Source organism: Myxococcus sp. AS-1-15 (assembly GCF_020037055.1).
GTDB lineage: Bacteria > Myxococcota > Myxococcia > Myxococcales > Myxococcaceae > Myxococcus > Myxococcus fulvus.
This window is the reverse complement of record NZ_JAIQDF010000002.1, coordinates 535,311-561,408: the sequence shown is the minus strand read 5'-3', so window position 1 is coordinate 561,408 and position 26,098 is coordinate 535,311. Positions and strand designations below refer to the sequence as shown.

Annotated in this window: 22 protein-coding genes; 5 read left to right on the top strand and 17 right to left on the bottom strand. The window is 71.9% G+C overall.

Annotated features, from left to right (window positions below; translation table 11 throughout):
- Window positions 1–53: 53 nt before the first annotated feature.
- The 4 genes from K8625_RS08025 to K8625_RS08010 form a co-directional block, all read right to left on the bottom strand.
- Complete coding sequence (locus K8625_RS08025; RefSeq protein WP_370641898.1) at window positions 54–2,090, bottom strand: ATP-binding protein; 2,037 nt, start codon at window positions 2,088–2,090, stop codon at window positions 54–56.
- A gap of 240 nt (window positions 2,091–2,330) precedes the next feature.
- Complete coding sequence (locus K8625_RS08020) at window positions 2,331–2,990, bottom strand: DapH/DapD/GlmU-related protein (protein ID WP_046710754.1); 660 nt, start codon at window positions 2,988–2,990, stop codon at window positions 2,331–2,333.
- Window positions 2,991–3,028: 38 nt separating this feature from the next.
- Window positions 3,029–4,777, bottom strand: coding sequence for a histone deacetylase (locus tag K8625_RS08015; RefSeq protein WP_223782339.1), 1,749 nt, complete (start codon window positions 4,775–4,777; stop codon window positions 3,029–3,031).
- A gap of 205 nt (window positions 4,778–4,982) precedes the next feature.
- Window positions 4,983–5,687, bottom strand: coding sequence for a phosphatase PAP2 family protein (locus K8625_RS08010; RefSeq protein WP_223749879.1), 705 nt, complete (start codon window positions 5,685–5,687; stop codon window positions 4,983–4,985).
- Between the two features lie 134 nt (window positions 5,688–5,821).
- Here K8625_RS08010 and K8625_RS08005 point away from each other — a divergent pair, with 134 nt between their 5' ends.
- Window positions 5,822–6,388, top strand: a complete 567-nt coding sequence (locus tag K8625_RS08005) for a pyridoxamine 5'-phosphate oxidase family protein (protein ID WP_223782338.1) — start codon at window positions 5,822–5,824, stop codon at window positions 6,386–6,388.
- A gap of 30 nt (window positions 6,389–6,418) precedes the next feature.
- On the opposite strand, the gene K8625_RS08000 is transcribed toward K8625_RS08005, so the two are convergent.
- Together K8625_RS08000 and K8625_RS07995 are read right to left on the bottom strand one after the other, a co-directional pair.
- Window positions 6,419–6,766 (bottom strand): hypothetical protein, encoded by a 348-nt coding sequence (locus K8625_RS08000; protein WP_223782337.1) that lies wholly within the window; start codon window positions 6,764–6,766, stop codon window positions 6,419–6,421.
- A gap of 59 nt (window positions 6,767–6,825) precedes the next feature.
- Window positions 6,826–7,311 (bottom strand): hypothetical protein, encoded by a 486-nt coding sequence (locus K8625_RS07995; protein WP_223782336.1) that lies wholly within the window; start codon window positions 7,309–7,311, stop codon window positions 6,826–6,828.
- Window positions 7,312–7,491: 180 nt separating this feature from the next.
- Between K8625_RS07995 and K8625_RS07990 the strand changes: the two genes are divergently transcribed.
- Entirely contained in the window at window positions 7,492–7,800 is a 309-nt protein-coding gene (locus tag K8625_RS07990) for a hypothetical protein (protein ID WP_141327902.1), read from the top strand.
- Between the two features lie 17 nt (window positions 7,801–7,817).
- On the opposite strand, the gene K8625_RS07985 is transcribed toward K8625_RS07990, so the two are convergent.
- The 7 genes from K8625_RS07985 to K8625_RS07955 form a co-directional block, all read right to left on the bottom strand.
- Window positions 7,818–8,252, bottom strand: coding sequence for a biopolymer transporter ExbD (locus K8625_RS07985; protein WP_223749874.1), 435 nt, complete (start codon window positions 8,250–8,252; stop codon window positions 7,818–7,820).
- A gap of 106 nt (window positions 8,253–8,358) precedes the next feature.
- Window positions 8,359–8,601: a hypothetical protein gene (locus tag K8625_RS07980; protein WP_046710746.1), complete on the bottom strand. Its 243-nt coding sequence runs from the start codon at window positions 8,599–8,601 to the stop codon at window positions 8,359–8,361.
- A gap of 66 nt (window positions 8,602–8,667) precedes the next feature.
- Complete coding sequence (locus K8625_RS07975) at window positions 8,668–9,399, bottom strand: hypothetical protein (RefSeq protein WP_223782335.1); 732 nt, start codon at window positions 9,397–9,399, stop codon at window positions 8,668–8,670.
- Window positions 9,399–11,687: a serine/threonine-protein kinase gene (locus K8625_RS07970; RefSeq protein ID WP_223782334.1), complete on the bottom strand. Its 2,289-nt coding sequence runs from the start codon at window positions 11,685–11,687 to the stop codon at window positions 9,399–9,401. Before K8625_RS07970 ends, K8625_RS07975 begins: the two co-directional genes overlap by 1 nt.
- Before the next feature lie 46 nt (window positions 11,688–11,733).
- On the bottom strand, window positions 11,734–12,786 hold the full coding sequence (locus tag K8625_RS07965; protein ID WP_223749871.1) for a hypothetical protein: 1,053 nt from the start codon (window positions 12,784–12,786) through the stop codon (window positions 11,734–11,736).
- A gap of 107 nt (window positions 12,787–12,893) precedes the next feature.
- Window positions 12,894–13,631, bottom strand: coding sequence for a Dickkopf N-terminal cysteine-rich domain-containing protein (locus K8625_RS07960; RefSeq protein ID WP_141331118.1), 738 nt, complete (start codon window positions 13,629–13,631; stop codon window positions 12,894–12,896).
- Between the two features lie 217 nt (window positions 13,632–13,848).
- Complete coding sequence (locus tag K8625_RS07955; RefSeq protein WP_223782333.1) at window positions 13,849–15,582, bottom strand: sigma 54-interacting transcriptional regulator; 1,734 nt, start codon at window positions 15,580–15,582, stop codon at window positions 13,849–13,851.
- A 135-nt stretch (window positions 15,583–15,717) separates the two neighbouring features.
- On the opposite strand from K8625_RS07955, the gene K8625_RS07950 reads away from it, so the two are divergent.
- Window positions 15,718–17,127 (top strand): NAD-dependent succinate-semialdehyde dehydrogenase, encoded by a 1,410-nt coding sequence (locus tag K8625_RS07950; RefSeq protein ID WP_223782332.1) that lies wholly within the window; start codon window positions 15,718–15,720, stop codon window positions 17,125–17,127.
- A gap of 4 nt (window positions 17,128–17,131) precedes the next feature.
- Here K8625_RS07950 and K8625_RS07945 read toward each other — a convergent pair whose 3' ends face one another.
- A complete protein-coding gene (locus K8625_RS07945) occupies window positions 17,132–18,142 on the bottom strand; it encodes a hypothetical protein (protein WP_223749868.1) in 1,011 nt (336 codons plus the stop codon).
- 192 nt (window positions 18,143–18,334) lie between these two features.
- On the opposite strand from K8625_RS07945, the gene K8625_RS07940 reads away from it, so the two are divergent.
- Together K8625_RS07940 and K8625_RS07935 are read left to right on the top strand one after the other, a co-directional pair.
- Window positions 18,335–21,280, top strand: a complete 2,946-nt coding sequence (locus K8625_RS07940) for a sigma-54 dependent transcriptional regulator (protein WP_223782331.1) — start codon at window positions 18,335–18,337, stop codon at window positions 21,278–21,280.
- A 528-nt stretch (window positions 21,281–21,808) separates the two neighbouring features.
- Window positions 21,809–22,783, top strand: coding sequence for a heme A synthase (locus K8625_RS07935; protein ID WP_223782330.1), 975 nt, complete (start codon window positions 21,809–21,811; stop codon window positions 22,781–22,783).
- Between the two features lie 4 nt (window positions 22,784–22,787).
- On the opposite strand, the gene K8625_RS07930 is transcribed toward K8625_RS07935, so the two are convergent.
- From K8625_RS07930 to K8625_RS07920, 3 genes are read right to left on the bottom strand one after another with little or no spacing between them, the layout of a single operon-like run.
- Window positions 22,788–24,314: a glycine betaine ABC transporter substrate-binding protein gene (locus K8625_RS07930; RefSeq protein WP_223782329.1), complete on the bottom strand. Its 1,527-nt coding sequence runs from the start codon at window positions 24,312–24,314 to the stop codon at window positions 22,788–22,790.
- On the bottom strand, window positions 24,311–25,063 hold the full coding sequence (locus K8625_RS07925; protein ID WP_223782328.1) for an ATP-binding cassette domain-containing protein: 753 nt from the start codon (window positions 25,061–25,063) through the stop codon (window positions 24,311–24,313). The genes K8625_RS07930 and K8625_RS07925 overlap by 4 nt, the downstream gene beginning before the upstream one ends.
- A gap of 24 nt (window positions 25,064–25,087) precedes the next feature.
- A complete protein-coding gene (locus K8625_RS07920; RefSeq protein ID WP_223782327.1) occupies window positions 25,088–26,068 on the bottom strand; it encodes a hypothetical protein in 981 nt (326 codons plus the stop codon).
- Window positions 26,069–26,098 lie beyond the last annotated feature (30 nt).

The window sequence follows — 26,098 nt, the reverse complement described above, 5'->3', positions numbered from 1 at the left end:
TGCTCAGGTCTCGACGACACGCCACACCCGGTGGCGTGTCACCGGACAGCGCGTCACAGCCCCCGGTGGGCGTCGGAGATGCCCGGGGGCGCGGCGTGCAGGGCCACGCGGAAGGTGGTGCCCACGCCCACGGACGACTCGACGGAGATGTGTCCGCCGAGCGCGGTGACGATGGTGTCGCAGATGGACAGGCCCAGGCCGGTGCCGATGCCCGCGGACTTCGTCGTGAAGAACGGGTCGAAGATGCGGCGCAGGTGCTCCGGGGGGATGCCGCCGCCGGTGTCCCTCACCTCCACCAGCACGCGCGCGCCGTCGTCCGGCCGCGTGGTGATGCGAATCTCGTTCGTCTCCGACTGGCCCTCTTCAATCGCGTGCGCGGCGTTGATGACCAGGTTGAGGAACACCTGGAACAGCTTGCCCTCGTTGCCGCGCACCGGCGGCACCTCGCCGTAGCTCTTCACCAGTCGAGCGCGGGGCCGCACCTCGCTGGCCGCCATCTGCGCCACCGAGTCGAGCACCCGGTGCACGTCCACCGGCTCCTCGCGCGTGTCGTCCACCCGCGAGAACACCCGCAGCTGGCGGACAATCTGCCGCATCCGCTCGGCGCCCTCGCGCGCGTCGTCCAGCACCTGGCGACACTCCACCAGGTCGTCCGGCGTCAGCGGCCGCGCGCGCGGGCCCACCGTGGCGTGCAGGAAGTCCAGGTTGGACAACACATACGCGAGCGGATTGTTCAGCTCGTGCGCGATGCCCGCCGCGAGCAACCCCATGGACGCCATGCGGTCGGCGAGCATCAGCTGCGCCTGCGAGCGCTTCCGCTCGGTGAAGTCCCGCGCGATGGTCACCCACGCGGGCGTCCCGTCGAACACCACGGCCAGCGTCACCAGGTCCGCCACCACCGTCTCGCCGTCGCGGCGCACCAGCGGCACCTCCACCGCGCGCGCCGCACCCTTCCCCTCCAGCGCCTGCCCCAGGTAGAGCTGCGCCGCGCTCCGGTCCTCCTCGCGCACCAGCTCCAGCACGTGCCGCCCGAGCAGCTCCGACGCGTCCCGATAGCCCAGGTACTGCACCAGCGCGGGGTTGACGGACAGCAACACCCCGTCCCCCACGTGCACCATCACCGGGTCCGGGAAGGACTCGAGCAGCAGGTGCACGCCCGCCTCGGTGCGCCGCAGCGTCGTCTCCGTGCGCACGCGCAGGGCCTTGTCGTTGCGCTGCTCCAGCGCGAGCGACAGCGTGCCCGCCGCGCCCGACAGGAGATTGACCTCGATGGGCCCCCAGGGCCGCGCCTCCCGGCAGTTGTCGAAGCCGATGACGCCGAAGAGCTGTCCGTGCACGTGCAGCGGCAACAGCAGCACCGAGCGCACGCCCTGCGCCTCCAGCATGGGCGTGAGCACCTCGGTGAAGTCCTGGGGCAAGCCCTGCACCGGCTCGCCGCGCATCAGGTCCGCGGCCTGCTCGGGCCACAGCGCCTCCAGGAGCGGCAGCCCGTGCATGTTCGGGTCCTCCAGGTTGGGAGGAATGCCCGGCTCGCACCACTCGGCGCGCTGCGAGGCGAGCAGCGCCCCGTTCTGCGCGCGGTGCATCTCGAAGACGTAGACGCGGGAGGCGGCGGACACGCGCCCCAGGGGCTCGACGACGGACGTGTACAAGTCCCGAGGGTCCTGGTGCGGCATCATCCGCCGCTGCACCTCCACCATCGTCTCCAGGTAGCGCTCGCGCGTGGCGACGGCCTCCTCGGCGCGCCGACGCGAGTCGATGTCCAGCAGCGTGCCCACCACCTCACCGGGCTGCCCCGGCACGCCGCGCGCCGTGAGGACCACCCAGCGCGACTCGCCGCCGACGAACAGGCGCAGCTCCTGCCGGGCGTCCGACACCTGCTGCGTGGCCACCGACTCCAGCAGGTGACGCGCGCTCTCGCGGTCCAGCCCATGCACCACGTCCGTCAGCGGATGTCCCTGCGACACCACGCCCAGCGTCCCGGTGAGCTTCTCCCACCCGGGCCCCAGCCACGTGACACGCCCCTGGGCGTCGAGCTGGAAGACCACCTCGCTGAGCAGCCCATCCAGGGACTGGAGCCGCCGCGCCACCGCAGCCCCTCCATCCGTGGACGCGGGCCGCGCGGTCAGGCCGCTCGTGCTCGCCTCGGGAACCTGTGCCAGGGCCTCGACGCGCCCCACGTCCCGCCGCTCGTCTGCCACTTCGGCCTCCTGCGCCCGCGTCGGGGGGTCGGGTGAAAACCGCTCCAGACCCTGTGCCCCTCCCGGTGGCGACCTCCCCTCCAGCATAGGGGCGGCGAATGTCGGGAAGTCAATGAAGGCGGAGAAGGTTCACCCCTGGTCGCCTGGCTCCCACCCGCCCGGCATCCCCGAGCGGGGGCGCTCGCGGCGGTCGCCGAGCACACGGGCGGGCACCCCTCCGACGATGGCCCAGGGCGGCACGTCGCGAGTGACGACGGCCCCCATGCCCACCACCGCGTGGTCGCCAATCGTGACGCCATCCGTCACGCCCGCGTTGGCACCTATCCATACATCCGCGCCCACGTTGATACCCCGGGACGTGACGGGCTGGTCACGCACGGGACGGTCCGGGGCGAGGCCGTGGTCGAAGGCGTAGAGGGTGGCGCCGCTGGCGATGCGGGTGCCCTCGCCCACGCGGATGCCGGCCGCGCCACCATCCAGGCTCACGCGGGCGTTGAGGCTCACGCGCGGACCGAGGGTGACGGGCCCGTGGACGAAGGCCTCCGCGGCGATGCTGCAGCCGGGGCCCAGGGCGACGGTGCGACCGGGCTCGGCGAAGATGCGGGCCTCGGGGGCGACGAAGCAGCCCTCGGCGATGGTGACGGTCTCCAGCTCCATCAGGAGTGCCTGGACCTCCTGCTGCCACGCCTCCGCCCAGCCCCGGTGGCGGGGCTTGAGGACGAAGTAGAGCCACGGCATCCAGGAGAGGCGGCGTTTGTGCTGCTCACGGCGGAGCGCGTCCAGGTCCACGCCCACTGCCTACCATGTCCGCGCGGGGGCGCGGGGGCTCAGCCGAGCCGGGGCGCCACGGTGAAGTGGTGGCGCTCGCGCTCGGCGGTGATGGCGTCGGTGTCGACGGGGATGGGCTCGAGCGGCAGCACCATGTCGTCGGCCTCCCAGCGGTAGGGCTCGCCGTCGAGCATCACGCGGCCCTCGGCCATCGCGCGCGTGGCCTCCAGGAGCGGCATGGACGCGAGGTCGCGCATCATCGCCTCGAAGCGCCCCTGGCGCGCGGGGTCGGCGAAGCGGAAGCGCGCGCGGGCCACGACGGCCAGGTGGTACCACATGGGGCGGAAGGCCACGCCCGCGAGCCCCAGGCGCCTGGCCATGAGCACGAACATCTCCGTGGCCTCGCGCGCGAGCCCCAGGCCGGGCACGTCCTGGCCGGGGAGCTGGGGACGCCGCTCGCTGAAGCGCGCGCGGGGGTGGCGCAGGCTCAGCCAGTTGACGAAGAAGTACGGCGCGCCGGTGATGGAGCGCTTCTCCACGACGACGTCCACCAGCAGGTGCTCCTCGCCGCCCGCGCGGCCCAGGACCTTGATGCGGTCTCCGGCGCCGGTGGAGCTGACCTCCACGCGGGGGCGGCTGTAGCCCAGGCGCTCCACCTGCCACAGCAGGCCGTAGCGGAACAGAGCGTACTCGAGCGACTGCGCCGTGTAGAAGCCGAGCACGCGCGGCTGCACGGCGCCGCCCAGGCCCAGCGAGCCCTCCAGGTCCTCGAGCGTCAGCGGCTCATCGAGCGGCGCGCCTTCCTGGGACAGCATCCGCGAGATGCGCTGGTAGCGGGCGCTCATCGGGTCATAGCGCGCCTTGATGCGACGGCCCGCCATGCCGGACAGCACGAGCACCGTGCCGGCGAAGACCTTCCACGACTCGGCGTGGTAGCCGCCGCCGGGGAGCCACACGCTGGGCACGCCGCGCAGCGCCCGGGCGAGCAGTTCGTCCCTGCGCCGCGCGCCCTTCACGGTGAGGCCCACGCGGCCGAAGCGGTCTCCGGCGAGCACGTCGCAGCCCGCGATGACGAAGGCGAGGCGAGGCTTGGGCATGCGCTCGAGCATCGCCTCCAGGAGGGCGAGGTACTGCTCGTCGGTGACGCCCTCGGGGACGCGCGTCTCGTCGACGCCTTCGGGCAGGGCGCCCCAGTCGCTGCCGGACAGGGAGCCGATCCACACCTTGGGGTGGCCGGCGAGACACTCGGCGGTGCCGTCGGGTGGGTGGGCGTCCAGGTCGAGGACGACCGTCTGTCCTTCGTAGCCATCGGCCTGGAGGGCGGCGAGCGCCACGGCGATGTCGTTGACGGCGCAGAACCCGCCACCGCGTCCCGGGGCGGCGTGGTGGAAGCCGCCGGCCATGTTGACCACGGGGCCTCGGCGGCCGAACGCGAGCCGGGCGGCGCCCAGGGTCCCGCCGCAGACGAGGCGCACGTTGGAGAGGAGCGTGTCGACGGGGACCTCGGACGGGTCCACCGCGTAGATGCGAGCGAGTGTCTCCGGCTGGCCGAGGGACTCCAGGTAGGCGGCGTCGTGGACGCGGGACAGCTCCGCGTAGCTGACCTGCCTGGGGTGGTAGACGTCCTCGGGGCGGACGACGTGCTTCTCGAGGAGATACCACGTGGTGAAGTCCACGCCGCGAGGCTCGACGCCGACGGTGGTCTCGATGCCGGTGAGCGGGAGGCGGTAGTCCTCGTCGTAGAAGATGGGGACGTGCTCGCCGCGAGCGAAGGGAAGCCACCGGCCCAGCCAGCGCCACACGCTCATGCCGCGCACCTCGCGCGAGGTGGGAGCGGACGACTCGGAGGGCAGCGGGATGGACGGCGCACGGGAGCGCGACTTTCGCCCAGCGGGAGGCCCATGGGGGCTTTTTCGTGGGCGCGCAGACGGGGGTCGTTTGCTCTCAGCCGCTGAGAGGGTCCGGAAGTCGGCGACCGGGCGACCAAGCGGCCCTGGTGGACGAGGGCGGCGTTCACTCCACCTGACGCCGGGCCTCTTCACGCAGGGCCGGGCTGCGACGGCGCAGGCCCCGCGCGGAGAGCGCGGTGAGCAGCGCCCACGCGAGCCCCGCCACCCAGCCGCCCAACACGTCCGTGGGGTAGTGCACGCCCAGGTACACGCGCGTCAGGCCCACGAGCACCGGGAGCAGGAGCGACACGGTGAGGATGTACGCCTTGAGGCGTCGGCGCTCGGTGAGCTGCGCCAGGAGCGCGCCGAGGGTGAGGTAGACGATGGCGGACAGCATCGCGTGGCCGCTCGGGAAGCTGGTCGTCATCACCTCCTTGAGATGCGGGACCACGGAGGGACGGGGGCGAGAGAAGAACTGCTTGAGCAGGCCGTTGAGCAGCGTGCCGCCCACGGTGGCCACGAGCACCAGCAGCAACGTCCGGTAGCGACGCACCAGGAGCAGGAAGCCGCACACCGCGAGCGTCACCAGGAAGAGCACCGGCGCGCCGCCGAGCGACGTCACGTCCTCCGCGGTGAGCCGCAGCCACCAGGGGCCTCGGGGAAGGGACGGGTCCTGGGGGCTGCGCAGCAGGCGCAGCACGCGCTCGTCGAAGTCCTGCGTCTCGCCCTCCGTCACCTCGTCCGAGAGCGCGATGAAGCCCAGGCAGCACACCGCCAGGAGCAGCAGCATCCCGAAAAGCCGCGTCACCGCCACGTTCCGGTCCGACATCCGCGCCCACTGAGCCCACAAGCCACGCCACATGTTCGTGACACTATGCATGGATGTGCGCCCCGAGACGCCTGGGAAGCGCTGAGTGTCCGCTGTCCTCCACGCCTTCGACGCGCCTGCCCTCGGGACTCCTCATGGCCACCCAGTATCCGCACCTCGAGCCCCTCCACCGCGACTTCATCCTGCGCCAGCGGATGTTCTTCACGGCCTCCGCCGCCAGCACGGGACGGGTGAACCTGTCCCCCAAGGGGCTCGACTCGCTGCGCGTGCTCGGGCCCAACGAGGTCGTCTACCTGGACCTCACCGGCAGCGGGAACGAGACGGCCGCGCACCTGCGCGCCGACGGGCGACTCACGCTCATGTTCTGCGCCTTCGAGGGGCCGCCGATGATTCTGCGCCTCTATGGGCGGGGACAGGTGCTGCGTCGGGGCAGCGCCGAGTACACGCGGCTCTTGGCCCACGAGTTCGGCGGCGTGGAGCCGCTGGGGGCGCGGCAGATGGTGAAGCTTGACATCGACCTCGTGCAGAAGTCCTGCGGCTACAGCGTGCCCCTGTACGAGTTCACCGCCGAGAGGCCAACGCTCACGCGCTGGGCGGAGAGCAAGGGCGAGGAGGGACTGACGGAGTACCGGCGCAAGAAGAACGCGCACAGCATCGACGGCCTGCCGACCGGCCTCTTCGACGAGGAGGAGTCCGACTGACGGCGGGATGCCCTGAGGCGGACCGGGTTCCTACTCGGATTCACCCGCCTTCAGTTCTTCGGGAAGAGGCGCGGCCATGAACAACAACCGTCCTTGCGCCTGGACGACCATGAAGCCCTCGCCCGCGATTCTCACCCGCTCGGAGTCCCGGGCCTTCCCGCTGGCGAGCCACTGGTCCGCCTCCGCTCTCGACTCGAAGTCCTGTGAGACCTCGACCGTGAAGGAGGTCTCGGAGAACTGCGCGTAGTACCTGGCGAACTCAGCCTCCTTCGCACTGTCTCGAATGTAGAGGAGGGCAGCCTGGGCAAGCTTGAGAGCTTCCTGCTCCTTCGAGCCCTCCTCCTGACTGTCTATAAAGGGGTTCAGCGCCAGCAGCATGCTGTCCAAATCGAGACCGAGGGTGTTCGCCATATCGTCACGGGACATAGGTCACTTGCTCACAACGGGGCCAGAACCAGCGCGCCGCCCGCTGCGATGGTAATGACGTAGGGCGCGGCAACCACGCCCGCGATGATGACCACGGTTCCAATCGCCACCTCGGACTTGTGCTCCCTGAGCCAGACGAGCGCGACATCCATCGTGGGGAAGTGAAGCTTCTCCTTCTGCGAAGAATCCTGCCGCTCTGCCTCCTCCTGCTTCTCGACGCACCTCATGAACTCTTCGCGGCATATCTGGGTACAGTGATGATGGTGCATCGCAGAGCCCTTCTTGATGCTTGAAATACTTGGCTTGCGATCCCAGCACTTTTGGAAGCACTGCCTTTGCAGTTCGTTGCAGTACGCCTCCACACCCGAACCGCCAGTTCCACTCCCGTGGTCAACGCCGACACCGTTAGCGTCCTCGGAAATGACGTGGACTTGCCGCTCCAGTTGCCGAGTGTGGGAACAACCGATGCTGGCCGACGCCAGCGTCACCACCAGCACTGCCCATCTCATGGAACCCACCAAGATCATGTTCTACAGCGAAAGGCCACTATGCCGGCTCGCTCGCTGGGTCGCCATGACGAAGGTAGCACCTCCGCGGCAGCTTCATTTTCGTCCAGGTCCACGGCCCCTTAGAGGGGAGCGAAGTGCCGCCAGTCCTGGCGGAGGGGGGGACTTGGAATGACAGTGATTCGCGGTGTCGGCGCCATCTCGCTCGGCAAGTGTCTGGGTGCTTTCTATGCGTTGATTGGCGTCACCGTGGGAACACTGACGAGCATGGCGGTGCTGCTGCTCGGCTCGCCTCGCACCTACGCCATCCTCGGCAAGGGCCTGCACCTGGGCGAGCTGGGACTGGGTGGCGGGCTCCTTTTGATGGTGGGAGCCGTCATCCTCTACGGCCTCGCGGGCTTCGTTCTCGGCCTCATCACCGGCGCCCTGGTCAACCTCGCGCTGCGCCTCGGAGGCGGTGTCGAGCTGGAGCTGGAGTAGCCGCTCGACACACGGGCCTACGGTGAAGCGCCCTCTCCGGGCTTCACCACCGCGAGCGCCACCTGCTTCGCCCCGGCGCCCTGGGCCAGTCGCATCACCTTCAGCACATCACCGTGGGTGAGCGACTGGTCCGCCTTGAGCAACAGCCCCCGGCCTGGCTCCGCTCGAATCGCGGCCTGGAGCCTCGCCTGGAAGGCCTTCTCGTCCGCGTACGACTCCGCCTCCACGAACAGACGGCGGTCCGACGTCATCGAGAGGATGAGCGGATCCCTCGGGGTCGCCTTCTCTTCGTCCGGCTGTCGCGACGGAGGAAGGGCCACCTGCTGGCCTCGCTGCATCATCGGCGTCACCACCATGAAGATGATGAGGAGGACCAGCACCACGTCGACCAGGGGCGTGACGTTGATCTCACTCTTCACGCCACCCCGGCCACCACCGACGGACATACCCATGCGGCTGCTCCTTGCTGGAAGGGACAGTCACCTGGGTACACGGACGCGAGACGCGGCTGGCGGGCGGACGTCCCGCGAGCGGTCATCGTTCCGTCACGGCGCGCCGCTACCGCGACAGCCGGAACCGGTCCTGCCCCGCACTGCCGAACGCGGCGCCCAGCACGCAGAAGAAGTGCAGCACGATGCCCGGGAACACGAAGAACCAGTACCCCGCGCCCACGAAGCAGAACCACAGGATGGCCCGGAAGAGCTGCCCCTTGTAGAGCTGCCCCAACCCCGGGAAGAAGAACGACAACACACCAGCGATGATGGGGTTGAAGCGGCGCTCGCGGATGATGTCGGTCGTCATGGCGGTCTCCAGTCCTCCTGCCTTCCCTAAAAGGGCGCGGCGCGGCACGAAAATCCCGCCCGTCCCTCAGGGCACCGGGCGAGCGGGCGGCTCGGGCGTCAGCACCAGCCCGTCGAACACACCATACGCATACGCCACCGCGAAGGCATAGGCGCCCACCAGGTACGTCACGTTCAGCGTGCGCGCCGTCCCCTCGTCCTTCGCGCTGTAGCGCCCATCCGGTCCCCGCAGCGACAGCGACGTCCCCAGCGACACGCCCGCCATCGCGAGCCCCAGGCCCTGGCTCACCGCCAACGCCGTCCCCATCCCCGAGCGTCCCTGCTTGAAGTGCCCCACGCCCATCGGCGCCAGGTACCAGGCCCGGGACATCGTCGGATGCGCCTCTCGTGTCGCGACCTCGCGCACCGGCGTGGCGATGGGCGTCGGCGGAGGCATCAGGCGAGGACGTCGCTCGGCCCGCAGCTCCGCGATGCGCGAGGCATGCTGGGTCCTCGCGCGCTCCACGAAGGCGAGGAAGTCCGGCGGATACAACAGCGGGTCCAACGCCGCGCCCTCGTGGGCGGCCAGCCCGCGCACGACCTCGTCCTCGGCGCGCGCCAGCTCCTCCTGCGCATGCCACGTCGCCCCGAGCAGCAGGTGCGCATGCGCCTCCAGCTCGTCGCCATCGAGCCGCAATGGATAGAGCAATGACTCCAGCTCCGCGCGCGCCCGGGACAGCTCACCGGACTGGTAGGCCTCCCGCGCGCCATCCAACGGCGACGCGGCGAGCACCCCGAGCACCAGGGCCAACCCCATCATCACGGCGGCCCCTCCATCGAGACCTCGAGCTGCCGTCCCGCCACCGCGTCCACCTCACGCTGCAACACGGGCGCACCCGCGCGCCGCGCCGTCACGGTGTGGCGGCCATGCTCCACCTTCACCGCGCTCGCCAGCGGCGCCACGCCCACCTCCCGGCCGTCCACGAAGAGCCGCGAGCCCACGGGCGCGAGGATGAGCACCTCCGCCTTGCGCAACGGCAACACCACGTCCCGCGTCACCGTCTCCCCAGGCGCGAGCGACACCTGCATCTCCACCTCGTCACACAACGAGTTGGCGAAGCGCAGATGGTGCGTCCCCGCGGGCAACGAGACCTCGCGCACCCGAGGCGTGTACCCCCGGCTCTCTCCGTTCACGAAGACCTCCGCCCACGGGCGCGCCGTCAGCTTCAGCACCCCGGGGCTCGCGGGCGCGGCGGCACTCGCGTCCGAACTCGCCGTCGGCGCGGGGTCACCCGTCACGGGAACGACAGGGGAGCCCTCCATCGACTCCGGCTTCACTGAATCTCCCACGGGGGCATGCGCTACCGACGTCACGTCTCCCCGTGTATTCGATTCGCCAGCGTCCGCGACGTCCGTGTCCGGGGTCGGCTCCGGCTGCGTCGAAGCCCCCGCGGTCGTCTCGCCCACGGTGCTCGGACGCGGAGCCGTAGGCACGGAGGCGCTCCCAGCGCGCCCCGAAGGGCCTCCGGTGGACCGAGCACCCATCGACTTCTTCGCCTGCGTCCGCGACAGCTCGGCGAGAGCCTCGCGCGCCGCGCTGACACTCTCGCCTCCCAGCCCATCATCCAGGAGGGGCTCGGCTCCGCGCCCCGCGTCCTCGCTCCCTCGCGCGAGCGCCTTCAGACATTCCGAAGAGGAGCCTCCCTCCGCGCACGACGCCTTCCCCGCGCCTGCCTCTCCAACGTCCGAGGCTCGTGCGCCCGCCCTTTCCCCTCGGGACGGCGTCGAGCCCTCGCCCTCTGCGCCTGCCTGTCCATCCCGGGACGAGGTCGCGTCCTCGGCCCGCGCACCCGAAAGACCTTCACGGAGCGACGTCGCGTCGTCGGCGCGTGCACCCGACGGACCTTCACGGAGCTGTGTCGCGTCATCCGGGGACAGCGTCGAGTCCCCGGCCCCTGGCACCAAAAGCACATCCTCGGCTCGCGACGCCTCGCGATGGCGAGACAACGTCCATCCACCCAACCCCGTCGCTGCGCAGAGCACGAACCCCGCGGCCCACCACGCCCGCGAGTTCCTGGGCCGCTGCCGCTCCCGCAGCAAGGCCACCACCTCGGACGACGTAGGCTCCAACGCCAACGCGGCGTTGAGCACCTTCGCGGCGCGAGCACCCTCGCCCTTCGCCAGCAGCGTACGCCCCTCCGCGAGCAATCGCTGGAAGCGAGACTTCCGCCACTGGATGGCACCCGCCATGGGGTTGCTCAAGAACTCGCGAGCCACCTCGGCGGGCGGCCCCACCTCCTGCCGCAGCAGCGCCTCCAGCTCCGCCGCCAGCACGCCGCCGTCCGTCGGCCTGTTCCGGGCATCCCTCGCCAGACACCTCGACACCAGGGCCGACAGGGACTCGGGCGTCCCCGGCACCACCTCCGTCAACGACGGCGCATCCCGCGTCATCACCGAGGCCGCCAGGTGCGCGGCGCCCTTGCCCGCGTGCGGCGTCCCGCCCGAGACCAGCTCGAACAGGATGACCCCCACGGCATACACATCCGAGGCCGGGGTGAACGCGCCCGTGTCGATGCGCTCGGGCGCCATGTACGCCAGCGAGCCCGTCACGGCGCCCGTGCTCGTCAGCCGCTCCTGGTCCTCCAGCGCGGCCAGCCCGAAGTCCGCCAGCTTCAGCGGCCCGCCCTCCGCCACCAACACGTTGTCCGGCTTCACGTCGCGGTGCACGACGCCGCTCGCGTGCGCCGCGGACAGGGCCCGCGCCAGCTCCCAGCCCAGCACCAGCGCCGCCTCGGGCGGCACCGGCCCGAGCCTCGCCGCGAGGCTGCGCAGGTCCTCGCCCCGCACCCACTCACAGACGAGGAACGGCCCTTCCGCGTCCTCACCAAAGTCGTGCACCTCCAGGATGTTGGGGTGGTGCAGGGAGGCCGCCAGCTCGGCCTCGCGTCGGAAGCGCTCCACGCGCCCGGGGTCCTTGCCGGGGTGCATCCGCTTCAACGCCACGGGCCGGGACAGGCGCAGGTCCACGGCCAGGAAGACCGTGGCCATCCCCCCACGCCCCAGCTCCCGCTCGAGTCGGTAGCGGCCCGAAACCACCTCACCCTTCATCACGGGCGCATTCTCGGGGAGCCGCCTCCCGCGAGCAACCCAAGTGCTACAGCCGGCAGGCCTTCGTCTCGCCCACCTGCTCGCACGCTCCCACAGCACCCCCGGGGCAGTCCCTGTCCAGCCGACAGGTGCGCCGACACCGCGACTCCGCCCCCGAGCTCAGGCACACCGCGCACGTCGCGCAGTCCCACGAGTTCTCGCAGACTTCCCCCGTCGATTCAGGGATTCCCGTGCACTCCCGCACACACAGCCCATCCAACGCGCACTGGTAGCCCGCGGGACAGATGCCGCCTCCCGCGTTCGGGTTGCAGGACTCCTCGCACCGGGGCCGCTCCGGACGGCACCTCGCGGTGTCCGCGCAGTCGAACGGGTCCTTGCAGGCCTCACCCAACCGGGGCCCCACCTCGCATTCGTCGTTGTTGCAACGTCGCCCATCCCGGCACGTGAAGTCGGACGTGCACGTCTCCGCGCACCGCCCTTCCACGCAGGCCGCGGCTGCCTCCAGGCACTCACAGGCGCGAGTACACGCGCCCCCCATCCCCACCGTGGCCGCGCAGCCCCCATCCGACGAACCACACGTCGGCCCCGAGCAGCCCGCGTCCGGCGCCTCGCAAACCGCGGTCGTGCACCCGGCATCCAGGCCGCCACCCCCATCCGCGCCACCGCCGCCGTCCGAGCCACCCCCATCCGCCTGCGTCGCGACGGGCACGCAGGCGTTCAGCAGTCCCGAGGAGTCGGGCACCGGGCCACAGCCGTAGCCCGGGCGGTAGCAGTCCTCGCCGCACCCGAGCAGGCAGACCCCCAGGTCCTTCGCGCACACGGTGCCCGAGGGACATGGCGCGTCGGCGGAGCACTCGAGCAGGCAGTACCCCCCCGGAAAGCCCAGGCCGCAGGTGAGCCCGGGGCCGCATTCCGAGTCCCCGTCACAGTCCTCCCCCACCCGCTCCACGGCCCGAGGCTCACAGCCTCCCCGCACGCAGACCTCGTTCGAGGCGCAGGCGTGTGACTCGTCACAGCGGACACGGATGTCGAGAGGACAGCCCGGCGCGAACAGCAGCACGAGCACGACCAGCCCACAGCAGGAAAGGAAGCGACGCATCAGCAAGGCCTCGCCACTCTACGCGCAAATCCCCGCGGGAGCGCGAGCCCCCGCGAGGCACGGCCCTCGTGCTCCCTGGAAGCACGAGGACCGACTTCAGCGCCCTGCTACATGCAGGTGCCCATGAAGCCCGGCGCGCCGAAGCACTGGCCGCTCTTGCACTGCGAGTTCTCCTGGCACGGGAAGCCGAAGGCGCCCGGGCTGCAGAAGCCGATGACCGAGCCCGTGAAGGGCTTCACGCAGCTCCACTCCGAGGGGCAGTTGGAGTTGTCGCGGCAGAGGCCCTGCATGCAGAAGCGGCCCTTGTTCGACAGGTAGCCGTCGTTGCACACCGCGCCGCCCAGGCCCACCGGGCAGGCCCCGTCCTCGGCGCACGGCGCGAAGCTGGCGCAGTACGGCTGGCGCGCCCCGTCGTCATCCGGGTCCATGCACACCGAGTAGGTGTCGCAGCCATCCTTGAAGTCGGACGTGTTCGGGTCGCACGTGGGCGGGTTCGCGGGCGGACGCAGGCTGCACAGGCCCTCGATGCAGGTCTGGTTGCTCAGGCACTGGGTGTCGGAGGTGCACGTCGGCACCTTCTTGTTCTTGCAGTACGAGGCCAGCGCGCCCGTGTCCTCGGTGTCGCAGTACTGGTCCGCCGCGCAGTTCGCGTTCGACTGGCAGCCCAGGGCACACAAGCCGTTGAAGCAGAACTGCCCGGAGGGACAGGCCTTGCTCGCGCTGCAGAGCATCTTCTCCTGGTCGTTCGGGTCGGGGTTGTTGGGGTTCTTGTCGTCGTCCTCGCTCGTGCTGCCACAGCCCGTCACCACCACCGCCAGGAACAGCGCCATCAGCCATCGCTTCATGTTCGTCTCCGTGAAGGTCGTTCTCGCCGCGCGCCGGCCCTTTCCGTCAGCGGCGTATGGCCAGGCCCCATCGCAACCGCCGTGCCGCGGGCTCACGCGAGCGCGAAGCCCCGCGATTCCGAGGGGTTGCGCGCTGAACGACGCCGCGAGCCGCATCGCGGCGGGGGAAACGTGCCAGGACTGGCACGCGGACAGGGCCTCCCGAGGAGGCGGCGTGTCAGTCCCCCTCGCCCAGGTAGCGGAACAGTGAGCGCAGGCCGATGCCCAGCGCCGCCGCCGCGTCCTTCTTGCTGCCGCCACAGCGGGCAATCGCCTCGCGCACGTAGCGCTGGACGAAGGCCTCGCGTGCCTCCTCCAGCGGAACCATGGGCCCGTCCTCCGCGCCCAGCTCCAGGTCCTCGGGGCGCAGCAGCTCGTCCGTGGCCAGCACCGCCGCGCGCCGCACGCGCGACACCAGCTCGCGCACGTTGCCGGGGAACGGATGGCCTCGCAGCGCCTCCATGGCCTTCTGGGTGAGGCCCCGCGCCTTGCGCGACTCCTGCGTCAGCACGTGGTGCGTGAGCAGGAGCACGTCGTCACCGCGCTCGCGCAGGGGCGGCACGTCCACGCGCACCTCCTCCAGCCGGTAGCGCAGGTCCGCGCGGAAGGTGCCCTTGCGCACCGCCTCCTCCAGCGGCACGTGCGTCGCGGAGACGACCCGCACGTCCACCTTGCGCGGCGTGTGCTCCCCCAGCCGCGTCACCTCGCGCTCCTGCACCACGCGCAACAGGCGCGTCTGGAGCGACAGCGGCATGTCGCCAATCTCATCCAGGAACAGCGTGCCTCCGTCGGCCGCCTCCACCAGCCCCGCCCGCTCCGCGCCCGCGCCGGTGAAGGCGCCGCGCGCGTGGCCGAACAGCTCGCGCTCGATGAGGCTCTCCGGCAGCGCCGCGCAGTTGATGGCCACCAGCCGCCCCGGACGCCCTCCGCGGCGATGGAGCGCGCGGGCCACCAGCTCCTTGCCCGTGCCCGTCTCTCCCTGGATGAGCACGTTGAGCGGCGTGGGGCCCAGCCGCTCCACCTGGCGATACAGCGCGCGCATCGCCGGGGACTCGCCGATGAGCCCCTCGAACGTCGCCGCCTCGATGCGCCGAGTGAGCCCCTCCACGCGCGAGCGCAGCTCCGTCAGCTCGCGCCGCGTCGACAGCAGCAGCGCCGTCATCGCGCAGAGCGCCAGCGCCTCCTCCAGGTCCGCCGAGGTGAAAGCGGGCGCGCCGAGCTTGCGCCCCAGGTACACCACCGACAACGGCACCACCTCCACGCGCAGCGGCACCACCAGCGCGGAGCCCAAGCGCAGCGCCTCCAGGCTCGGAGCCCTCGCCAAGGCCGCGTCCGCCGCCACGTCCGCCACGAGCACGGGCGCGCCCGACGTCAGCACCCGGTCCACCAGGCTGTCCACCACCCCAGCGTCGGCCTTCGCGCCGGTGGCGAACAACACGCGCCGGGGCCCCTGACTCGAGTCCGCCGCGACCAGGAAGCCCACGTCCGCGCCCACCACGTCGGCGAGGCCCCGCATCGCCACGTCGAGCAACTCCAACGGTGGCCGCTGCGCGAGCAGCCGCGAGGACAGCTCCGCCATCACCGCCACCAGGCGCCGGGGCTCGGGCGTCCGCGAGCCCTCCGCGCGCCCCTCCCCCATCTCGACCAGCTCCACCTCCACCGTGCCCAGGCGGACGCGGTCACCGGGCTCCAGCGGCGCCAGGTCCACGCGCCGGCCCTTCACGCGCACGTCACAGCCGCGCCCCGCCGGGGACACGCTCCAGCCGCGCGCGTCGCGAAACAGCAGCGCGTGGCTCGGCTTCACGCCCGTGCCCGTGAGCACCACGTCGCACGTGGCGTCGGAGCCCAGGGAGAGGACGGGCTTGTCCAGGGGGAGGCGGTGGCCGTCGGGCAGGACGAGGAATTGGGGCATGGCGGACGCGGGCGACATGTGTCGCATATCAGGAACACGGGGGCCCCGGCGCGTGCGGGCCCTGACGCTGGCCACCACCGGGCATTGTGCACGCGCGCCCGACTGCTATCACCGCGCTCCCGCAAGGAGCCTCCCATGGCCATCGCCACCATCGACCCGACGTCCGGCAAGACGCTGCGCACGTTCGACGCCCTCACTCCGGAGCAGCTGGAGTCGAGGCTCCAGCTCGCCTCGGACACGTTCCGCGCGTACCGCCAGACGCCCTTCGCCGAGCGCGCCCGCTGGATGCGCCGCGCCGCGGAGCTGCTGGACGCGGGGGCGGACCACTACGGCCGCATCATGACCGAGGAGATGGGCAAGCCGCTGGAGGCCGCCAAGGCCGAGGCGAAGAAGTGCGCGACGGCGTGCCGCTACTACGTGGCCAAGGCGGAGGGGCTGCTCAAGGACCGGCCCATCGACGTGGGCGGAGACACCGCCTTCGTGCGCTACCAACCCTTGGGGCCCGTGCTAGCCATCATGCCGTGGAACTTCCCCTTCTGGCAGGTGGTGCGCTTCGCCGCGCCCGCGCTGATGGCGGGCAACGTGGGCCTGCTCAAGCACGCGCACAACGTGCCCCAGTGCGCGCTCGCGCTGGAGACGCTGTTCCTGGACGCGGGCTTCCCGAAGGGCGCGTTCCAGACGCTCCTCATCGAGACCGCCGACGTCAACCGCGTCATCGAGGACGCCCGCGTGCGCGCGGTGACGCTCACCGGCAGCGAGGGCGCGGGCCGCGCGGTGGGCCAGTCCGCGGGCAAGTCGCTCAAGAAGGTGGTGCTGGAGCTGGGCGGGAGCGACCCGTTCATCGTCATGCCCAGCGCGGACCTGGACAAGGCGGTGGAGACGGCCGCGTCCGCGCGGCTCATCAACAACGGCCAGTCCTGCATCGCCGCCAAGCGCTTCATCGTCGCCGAGCCCATCGCCGCCGAGTTCGAGCGCCGCTTCGTCGAGCGCCTGAAGAAGGTCACCGTGGGCGACCCCATGGACCCGAAGACGGACCTGGGCCCGCTGGCCACGCAGGGCATCCTCCAGGGCCTGCACGCGCAGGTGGAGGCGAGCGTGAAGGCCGGCGCGAGGCTGCTCCTCGGCGGCAAGCCGCTGGAGCGGCCCGGCAACTTCTATCCGCCCACCGTGCTCGCGGACCCGCCGCCCTCCGCGCCCGCGTTCCATGACGAGCTGTTCGGCCCGGTGGCCACGCTCTTGCGTGCGCGCGACGTGGAGCACGCGGTGGAGCTGGCCAACGCCACGCCCTTCGGCCTGGGCGCCAGCGTGTGGACGCGCGATGCGGGCGAAGAGCGCCGCTTCATCGACGGCATCGAGTCCGGCATGGTGTTCGTCAACCAGATGGTGGTGTCCGACGCGCGGCTGCCCTTCGGCGGGGTGAAGAACTCCGGCCACGGGCGCGAGCTCGCGGACCTGGGCATCCACGAGTTCCTCAACGCGAAGACGGTGCGCGTCGCGACCGGTGGGGACGCGCCTGCGGCTCGCGGCGGCGCGCTCAGCGAGTAGCGCTTCAGCGCGTGCGCACCCGGCCGTCCGGCGGGCGGTGGACCTCCTCCAGCGCCTCCGTCACGGCCTCCACCTCGGCGCCGAGCTGCTCCACGCTCTGGCGCAGACCCAGTCCGGCGACGTCCTCGCCGGACGCGTCCGCCGTGCGCACCCGCAGCACCTGCGCGTAGAGGCCCTCCAGCGTGTAGAACAGCCGCGTGTACTCGGCCTCCAGCCGGTCCGCCGCCGTGGACAGCTCCGCGCGCTGCTGACGCTGCGACTCGAGCGCGGACAGCGCGCCCTGGAGCCGCTCACGCACCACCGCGTCCTGCTCCGTCGCCACCCTCGCGGACAGCGCGCGGTGCTCCTCCTCCAGCCGGCTCGCCTCCTCGGGTGTGGCCAGCGCGCGCAGCGTCCGCTCCCGGCTCGCCAGCGCGTGACAGCCCTGGCGCAGCGCCTCCACCGTGCGCTCGGGGGCGTGCACCACCTCGCGCAGCACCGCGGGCCCCTGGGCCAGCTCCGCCAGCAGCTTCGCGCACACCGCGTCCACGCGCGCCACCTTGGGGTCCACGGGCTCGGCGGACGTGGCGGGCTTCACCCCGAGCCCGGTGGCCTGCGCCTCCTCTTCTTCCGTGGGGCGCCTCAGGTACTTCGCCGACGCCAGGAAGAGTCCCAGCGCCACGAAGACGAGCCACCACAGCCGACGGGGCTGTCCCATGGCGATGAGCAGGCACACGATCGCCGGCGCGATGAAGGCCGCCGCCTTGACCGGGTCCCTGGAGGCGTTCGAGGAGCGCCGCCGTGAGCGGGGCCGCGTCGCCTTGCGCGCGTCCCGCCGGGCCTCCTTGCGCCACTGCTTCTCCCACTGCCGGCGGACCTTCCGGGGAGGCAGGCGCCCCGTCTTGCGCACCCACGCCTCCACCGCCGCGTCCTCGCGGGCCTGGCCCTCCGACAAGGCGTCCTCCAGACGGCGCAGGCGCTCGTCCTGCTGGCGGGGAGGCGCGCTCGGAGGAGGTGGCTCGGAGGCTCGGGGCACGCGATACGATAACGACCTCCCCCGCCATCGGGGAGGTGAATCCCACATCATGTTGGGCGCTTCGTGCTCCCCCGCACCGAGTCGAGACGGGTGATACTCGTGGGTAATCCGGGGAAATGCTCAATCGTTTGCATTCCCCCTGGAAAAGGCCCATGAGATTGTGTTCGCGGGGGGCACAAGGGGTTCGGTGTCGTGGAGAGCATCGAGGAAAAGGGGGAAGGCGGGGAGCTGAGCCCCGAGGCCATCCGCGCGCTGCGTGGGGGCCAGAGTCGTGCTGCCTTCGCCCGGATGCTGGGAGTCACCCCCCTGACGGTGTATCGCTGGGAGCTGCCGGAAGACGCGCCCCAGGCGCGGCGTCCCCGAGGTCGGGTGGCGCAGGCGCTCAAGCAGCTGCAGGGTGGCGGGCTCACGGGCGCTCAGCTGCCCTCCCTGTCCCGCCAGGAGCTGCGCCCCGAGGAGAGCCAGCGGCTGCAGCCTGCTCTGGACCGACTGAAGCGGGCCGAGTGGCGCGCGGCGGAGGAGGAGCTGCTCACGCTCCTGGCGTCGGGCGTGCTGCGGACCCCGGGCGCGAGGGCGCTCGCCGCGGTGGGGCTGTCCCACCTGCAGCGCTGGGGACGCGAGGACAGCCGGGGCGCGCTCGCCACGCTGCTGCCGCACCTGGGCGAGGCGGAGATGGGCCTGTTGCCGCGGGGCGTGGAGCTGCAGGTGCACGCGCTCGCGGCGAACCTCTACGCGTCGCCAGATGGGAAGCTGTTCGACGCCGTGAAGAGTGACGCGCACGTGGCCCGCGCGGAGGCGCTGCTGGTCGAGGACCCGGACTCGGACGCGCGCTGCCTCTTGCGCATGGCGCAGACGGCGGGCGCCTTCTACCTGGGTGAGACGGAGCGGGTGGCGCGTTACTCGGGGCGCGTGGCGGAGGCGCTCACCCACGTGACGGACCCGGCGCTGCGACTGCTCGCCGAGGACGTGTGCGCGCACGAGGAGGCCATCCGCGGCGAGACGACGCAGGCCACGCGCCGCTTCCGTGAAGTGGCCCAGGGCGCGGCGCGGCTGGGGTACGCGTTCCTGGAGGCGCGCAACCTCGCCTTCCTCGCGCAGCGTCGGCTGGACGAGGCGTGCGAGCCGGAGGAGGCGCTGCTGCTGGTGCGCCGCGCGCGCGAGGCCGCGTACGGCGGACGCATGGCGCGCGGCTTCTCGTTCATCTTCGCGGCGCGCGCGGAGGCCGAGGCGCTGATTCGCCTGGCGCGCTTCGCCGAGGCGGAGGCCGCGCTGGAGGAGGCCGACGCCGTGGTGGAGGAGCTGAGCTGGACGCCGCTGCAGCTCGCGGTGACGCGCGCGAAGCTGTGGCTGACGGTGAACCGGCCCGCGGAGCTGCGCAAGCTGGCCTCCCGCCTGTCCTCGTACGACGGCAACATCCAGCGCTCGCTCACCGGCGCGTACGCCCTCTTCGTGGAGGCCATGGCGGACCTGAGCGAGGGCACCGCCCAGCGCGCCGCCGCGGGCTTCGCCGCCGCCGGAGCGCGCGGCATGGAGCTGGGCGGCTGGCCCTACCTGCGCCGCGAGTGCCTGCTGTACGAGACGGCCGCGCGCGCCTACGCCGGGCAGCGGGAGGAAGGCCGGGTGGTGCTGCGCCGCACGCGCGCCTTCCTGGAGCGGATGCCGTCGGCGTGGCACTCCGCGCTGCTCCACCGCTTCGAGGGCATGCTCCTGGTCGTCGAGGGCCGCACGCGCGAGGCGCGCGACTTGCTCGAGGCCTCGCTGGGCACCTTCCGCCTCTCCGGCGACGTGTGCATGGCGGCCTTCACGCGCAGCCTGCTGGCGTGGCTGGCCAAGCACGAGGGAGACCCGGCCGCCGACGAGCTGCTGGCCGCCAGCGACGCGGAGCTGCGCCGCATCGGCATGGCGCCGCAGCCCAACTTCATCCCCGCCACGGCGCGCCCGGCCGGCTCGGGCAGCCCCGCCTCCGAGCCCGGGGCCACGACGCGCCTGGGCTCCGAGGCGCTGGTGGTGCCCTTCGAGCGGCTGTCCGTGCGCGGCATGGGCGCGCCGCTCATCCAGCGCGAGCTGCTCGGCGTGCTGGAGGGCCTGTTCCCCGGCTGCGCGCCCCGGCTGGAAGAGGTGGACTCCCAGGGCCGCGTCACGGTGCTCGCGGGCCTGGACGCGCGGCCGGCCACGGACGAGGTGGAGTTCGGCGACGGGTGTGGACGCAGGCTGCGGCTGGGCGTCGTGGGGCCGCTGCCGGTGGATGGCCGCGCGCTGCTCACGCTCCTGTCCCGGCTGGGAGGCTTCGCGCTGGAGGTGGCGACGCTGCGCGGCTTCACGGCGGTGGAAGCGGGCGTGTCGGGCACGAGCGAGCCCGCGTCCGAGGAGCCCGGGCGCGAGACGGAGCTGCCGGGCTTCATCGCCGCGTCCCCCTCGATGAAGCGGCTGCGCGCGGAGCTCTCGCGCCTGTCCGCCAGCCGCTCCACCGTCATCGTCACGGGCGAGTCCGGCGCGGGCAAGGAGGTCGTCGCGCGGGCGCTGCACCTGCTCTCCACGCGCTCGCAGCGGCCCTACGTCGCGTTCAACTGCGCGGCCGTCCCCAAGGAGCTCTTCGAGGGACAGCTCTTCGGCTACCGCAGGGGCGCCTTCACCGGCGCGGCCACGGACCACCCCGGCGTGCTGCGCGCGGCCCACGGCGGCACCCTGTTCCTGGATGAGATTGGCGAGCTGCCGCTGGACGTGCAGCCCAAGCTCCTGCGCGTGCTGGAGAACGGCGAGGTCTTCCCCCTGGGCGAGACGCGCCCGGTGGAGGTCGACGTGCGCGTGGTGGCCGCCACGCACCGGGACCTGGGCCAGCTGGTGCGCGAGGGCCGCTTCCGCGAGGACCTCTACTACCGCCTCCAGGTGGTGCCGGTGCGCGTGCCGCCCCTGCGCGAGCGGCGCGAGGACGTGGTGGCCCTGGCGCGGCACTTCGTGCGGCAGCTCACGCCCGAGGGACAGCCGCCACCGCAGCTGGGCTCCGACGCGCTGGAGGCATTGATGGCCCACCCTTGGCCCGGCAACGTGCGCGAGCTGCGCAACGTCATCGAGCGCTCCATGGCGTACGGGCCCTTGCCGGCGGTGCTGGGGGCAAAGCAGATGCGCATCGCGGGCTGAAGTCGAGGAACCACCCCAACCCGCGATGCGCCCCGCCCTGTTTCCCCACACCCCTGTGGGAACCTCATGAGGCGCGCGTCGGAAGAGGTCCGCTCCGGGCCGGGGAGGGGGGGAACCCCGGCCCGAAGCGCGGTACTGCTTCCGACTGTTGCCTCTCAAAGAACACACCCATGGGCCCAAGAGGGGGGAAGCTTCGACCCTGGGTGCCGGGACCGCCCGAGGGCGGTCACCTGTTCAAACCGTGTGTCGCCAGCCTCCGGAGAGGTCCGTCGCGCACTGAGCGATCGCTAAGCACTCTACGTGCCAGCCCTTAGAGGCAGGGAAGTGTCCAATGGACATCATCCAATGAGGTAGTCAAAGGGAGCAGGCATATCCAATAGGACGGGTGGGACATCCGGCGGGCCCTATCCGGATATGCCCCGGCGCCGAGCGAGGGAGGAGCCGAGCAGGCGGGCTGATGGGCGGGGTGACGCTGGATGGGGTGCGCGGGCGGCGGGTGGAGCGCGGTTGCGATAAGGGGTGAGCGCGATGACTCATCCCGCCTCGACCCGCTCGTTCCAGCGCTTCAGCCTCGGCGTGCTCGTCTTCACGTTGGGGGTGATTCTGTGGGGCGCCTTCGTGCGCGCCACGGGCTCCGGGGCGGGCTGTGGTGACCACTGGCCGGTGTGCAACGGGCAGGTGGTGCCCCGCGAGCCGACGGTCCAGACGCTCATCGAGTACACCCACCGGCTGACCAGCGGCGTGGTGATGCTGCTCGCGGTGGCATTGAGCGTGTGGGCCATGCGGGCGCACGCCAAGGGCCACCCGGTGCGCAAGGCGGCGAACTGGGCGCTGTTCTTCATGATGACGGAGGCGCTGGTGGGCGCCGGCATCGTGCTGCTCCAGTACGTGGCGGACAACGCGTCCGTCGGCCGCGCGGTGTGGATGGGCGTGCACCTGGTGAACACGTTCCTGCTGGTGGGCGCGCAGACGCTGGTGGTGTGGTTCTCGAAGGGGCGGGCGAGCCTGGCCTTCCGGGGCCAGGGCTGGGTGGGCGTGCTGGTGGGCGTGTGCGTGGCCGGGATGATGCTGCTGGGCGTGAGCGGCGCGGTGGCGGCGCTGGGGGACACGCTGTTCCCCTCGGAGACGCTGGCGGAGGGGCTGGCGCAGCACGCGAACGACCAGGCCCACCTCTTCGTGCGCCGGCGCATCTATCACCCCATCATCGCGGTGCTGATGGGCGCGGCGCTGGTGTACGTGGGGCGGTGGATGTCGCGGCTGCGGCCGTCGCCGGAGGTGAAGCAGTCCGCGATGCTGCTCACCGGCCTCTACGTCCTGCAGTTGGGGGCGGGGCTCGTCAACGTGGTGCTGCTCGCGCCGGTGTGGCTGCAGCTGGTGCATCTGCTGCTGGCGGACTTCGTGTGGATGACGGTGGTGCGGCTGTGCGCGGCGGGCCTGTCGAAGGACGCGCCCCGCGCGGAGCCGGTGTCGGAGCCGGTGCCGACGCACGCCTCGGCCGCCTGAGGCGTCAGCGCGACTCCGACTCGGCGCGCAGGCGCAGGCCCTTGGGGATGAGCGCGCGGCCCAGGGCCTCGAACAGGCCGCTGACGAGCAGGGCCAGCACGGCGGCGGGGACGGCGCCCTCCAGGATGAGGCGGGTGTCGTCCAGCCGGATGCCGGTGAGGATGGGCTGCCCGTAGCCTCCCGCGCCGACGAGCGCGCCCAGCGTGGCGGTGCCCACGTTGATGACGGCGGCCGTCTGGATGCCCGCGAGGATGGAGGGCGAGGCCATGGGCAGGTCGATGCGCCAGAGCCTGGCGCGCGGAGGCAGGCCGAGCGCGTCCGCGGACTCGCGAACCTCCAGCGGGATTCCCGTGAGGCCCGCGGTGGTGTTCCGAACGATGGGCAGCAGGCTGTAGAGGAACAGCGCGGCGATGGCCGGTCGCGAGCCGATGCCCAGCAGCGGAATCATCACCACCAGCAGCGCCAGCGAGGGAATCGTCTGGATGATGCCGGCGAGCCCCAGCACGCCCTGCCCCAGCCGAGGGCTGCGCGCGGCGAGCACACCCAGCGGGATGGCGAGCGCGAGCGCGGCCAGGAGCGACACGCCGACGAGGAACAGGTGCTCCCGGGTGCGGCGCAGCACGCGCGACACGAGCCCCTCGCCATGGACCTCGGTGGAGACGCCCAGCTTCGCGGCGAGGAAGTCGGAGGCCACCCGCGGCTCGGGCACGCGCTCCAGTCGGGCGCGGGCGTTGAGCTTCACCATCGCGTCTTCCGAGAGACGGCCTTGCAGGCGCAGCACGGCCGCGAGGGCGTCGGGGGCGCGCGACTCCAGGTCCTCGCGGTACAGCAGCACGGCGTCGTAGGCGGGGAAGTGGCGCGCGTCGTCCTCGAGGACCCGCAGGCCGTAGGCCGCGATTTCGGCGTCCGTGGAGTACAGGTCCGTCACCTGCACGGAGCTGGCCTCCAGTCCCCGGTACGCGAGGTCATGGTCCAGGCCGCGCACGTCGCGCTGCGGGAGCTTGTAGGTGTCTCGCAGCGCGGGCCACCCGTCGGCGCGCTCCATGAACTCGTTGCTGAAGCCGAAGCGCAGCTCCGGGTGCTCGCGCAAATCCGAGACGCGGCGGATGCCCAGCCGCTCGGCCTCCGCCTCCTTCATGCCCAGGGCATAGGTGTTGTTGAAGCCCAGGGGCTTGCTCATGCGCAGGCCCACCTCGGCGAGCGCGGCGCGCAGGGCCGCGTCATCGGGCAGCGCGCGGCCGGAGAGCAGCTCCTGGCGCAGCGTGCCGGTGTACTCGGGATACACATCCAGCTCGCCCCGCTTGAGCGCCTCCCAGAGCACCGCGGTGCCGCCGAGCTCGCGCCGATGCCTCACGCTCGCCCCCGTGCTCCGCGCGAGCTGCGTCACCATCTCCCCGAGGATGACGGACTCGGTGAACTTCTTGGAGCCCACGCGCACGGACGCCGTGCCCTCCGGCGTGCTCGACGCGCGAGCACAGGCCCCCATCGACAGCACGAGCACCAGCAAGGTCCACCTCGCGCGAGCGCTCATCCGGTGACGCCTCCCCCGGGAGGCAGCCGCTGGGCCTGGATGAAGCGCGTGACGAACGTGTCCTGGGGCTGGGTCTCCAGCTGCGTCAGCGAGCCCTGTTGCACCACGCGCCCGTCCCGCATCAGCACGATGTCATCTCCGAGGAACCCCGCCTCCGCCAGGTCATGCGTCACCAGCACCACCGTCTTGCCGAGCCGCGCGAAGATGGCGCGCAGGTCCGCCTGGAGCTCATGCCGCACCAGCGGGTCCAATGCGCCCAGCGGCTCGTCGAGCAGCAGCACCTCCGGGTCCAGCATCAACGCGCGCATCAACGCCACGCGCTGCCGCTGTCCTCCCGACAGCTGCGCCGGGTAGCGCGCGAGCGCCTCGGGTGGGAACCGCGTCAGCTCCACCAGCAACGCCTGGCGCTCCCGGATGCGCGCCTCCGGCCAGCGCAGATGCCGGGCCATCAGCACGACGTTCTCCTCACCCGTGAGATGAGGAAAGAGTCCCCCGCCCTGGAGCGCGTAGCCCACGCGGTGGCGCAGCGCGAGCAAGGCCTTCTCGTCCGTGGGCAGCGGCTGTCCCGCGTACAGCACCTGCCCCGTGTCCGGACGCAGCAGCCCGTTGAGCAGGCGCACCAGCGTGGACTTCCCGCAGCCGCTCGGCCCGAGCAGCGCCGTGGTCCGCCCCGGCTGGAGCGTGAGCGTCACCGCGTCCAGCGCGAGGGTGTCACCGAAGCGCTTGGAGACCTGCTGCAACGCGTACACGGGCGGACTCCTTCCTCGCTGCGTTCAGGGGACGGAGAAGGCGCCATTGCAGACGGCGGGGAACGCGGGCTCCTCGGACTCGAGGAAGCTGCACGCCGCGAACACCGCGCGGTCATCCCAGTGTGTCGCCCCCGCCCAGACGACCAGGGGCCCGAGTGACGTGGGCGCGGTGAAGCGCAGGCACCGCGCGGGCTGCTGCTCCAGCAGGCAGGCCACCTCCTTCACGGGCCCGGCGCCGGGCAGGGCGGCGCGCAGCTCCGACACGCTCTGGTCCCTCCAGCGGACCGTGACCTCGGTGCGCGCGGGCCGATACACGCTCCACACGAAGGACGCGTCGTCGCAGCGGATGCGTCCCGCGCGGCTGGTGGACTCGGAGGGCTGACACTTCTCGGGCACCGCCAGCGAGCGCCAGGGCAGGCGCGGCGGCAGCAACATCGCCTGCTCGTCGAGCAACTCCCCCTCGGGATTGCCCTTCGCCGCGAGGTACTCGAACAGCTCCAGGCAGCGCGCCACGGCGGGCTGGGCGTTGTTCTTCGCCACGCAGCCCAGCTCCCGCTGTCGGCCGAGCGACCCCGCCACGGACACCAGGTACCCGCCCGCGCGGCAGGGCGTCGAGGCCTCCGTGCCTCCCCCTTCCGCGTCACACACCGCGAAGCGGGCCGCGGGCCACGAGCGGTCCGCCAACGGCAGCGCGCCCTCCGCCACCACCACGCGCTCGCCCAGCCGCTCCACCAGCCGGGCCCGGGCCAGCGCCAGCACACGCTCGGACGTCACGGCCTTGCGCTCGACGAGCCACACCGTGGAGTCGCCACACTGATAGACACGCGACGTGGGGCCGTCGGGCACCGGCGTGCACCCCGCGAAGAGCGCGCGCGCCGCCGGCAGGAACGGCCCCACGGGCGTGGCGCCCTCCGGCGGGACAGGCGGGACCTGGGGCGCGGACGTCGCGCACGAGCACAGGACGACACACCACCAGGCAGCTACCCACTTCCAGGCATTCGCCATGCGTCGGGATAAACACCCACCGCCCACCGC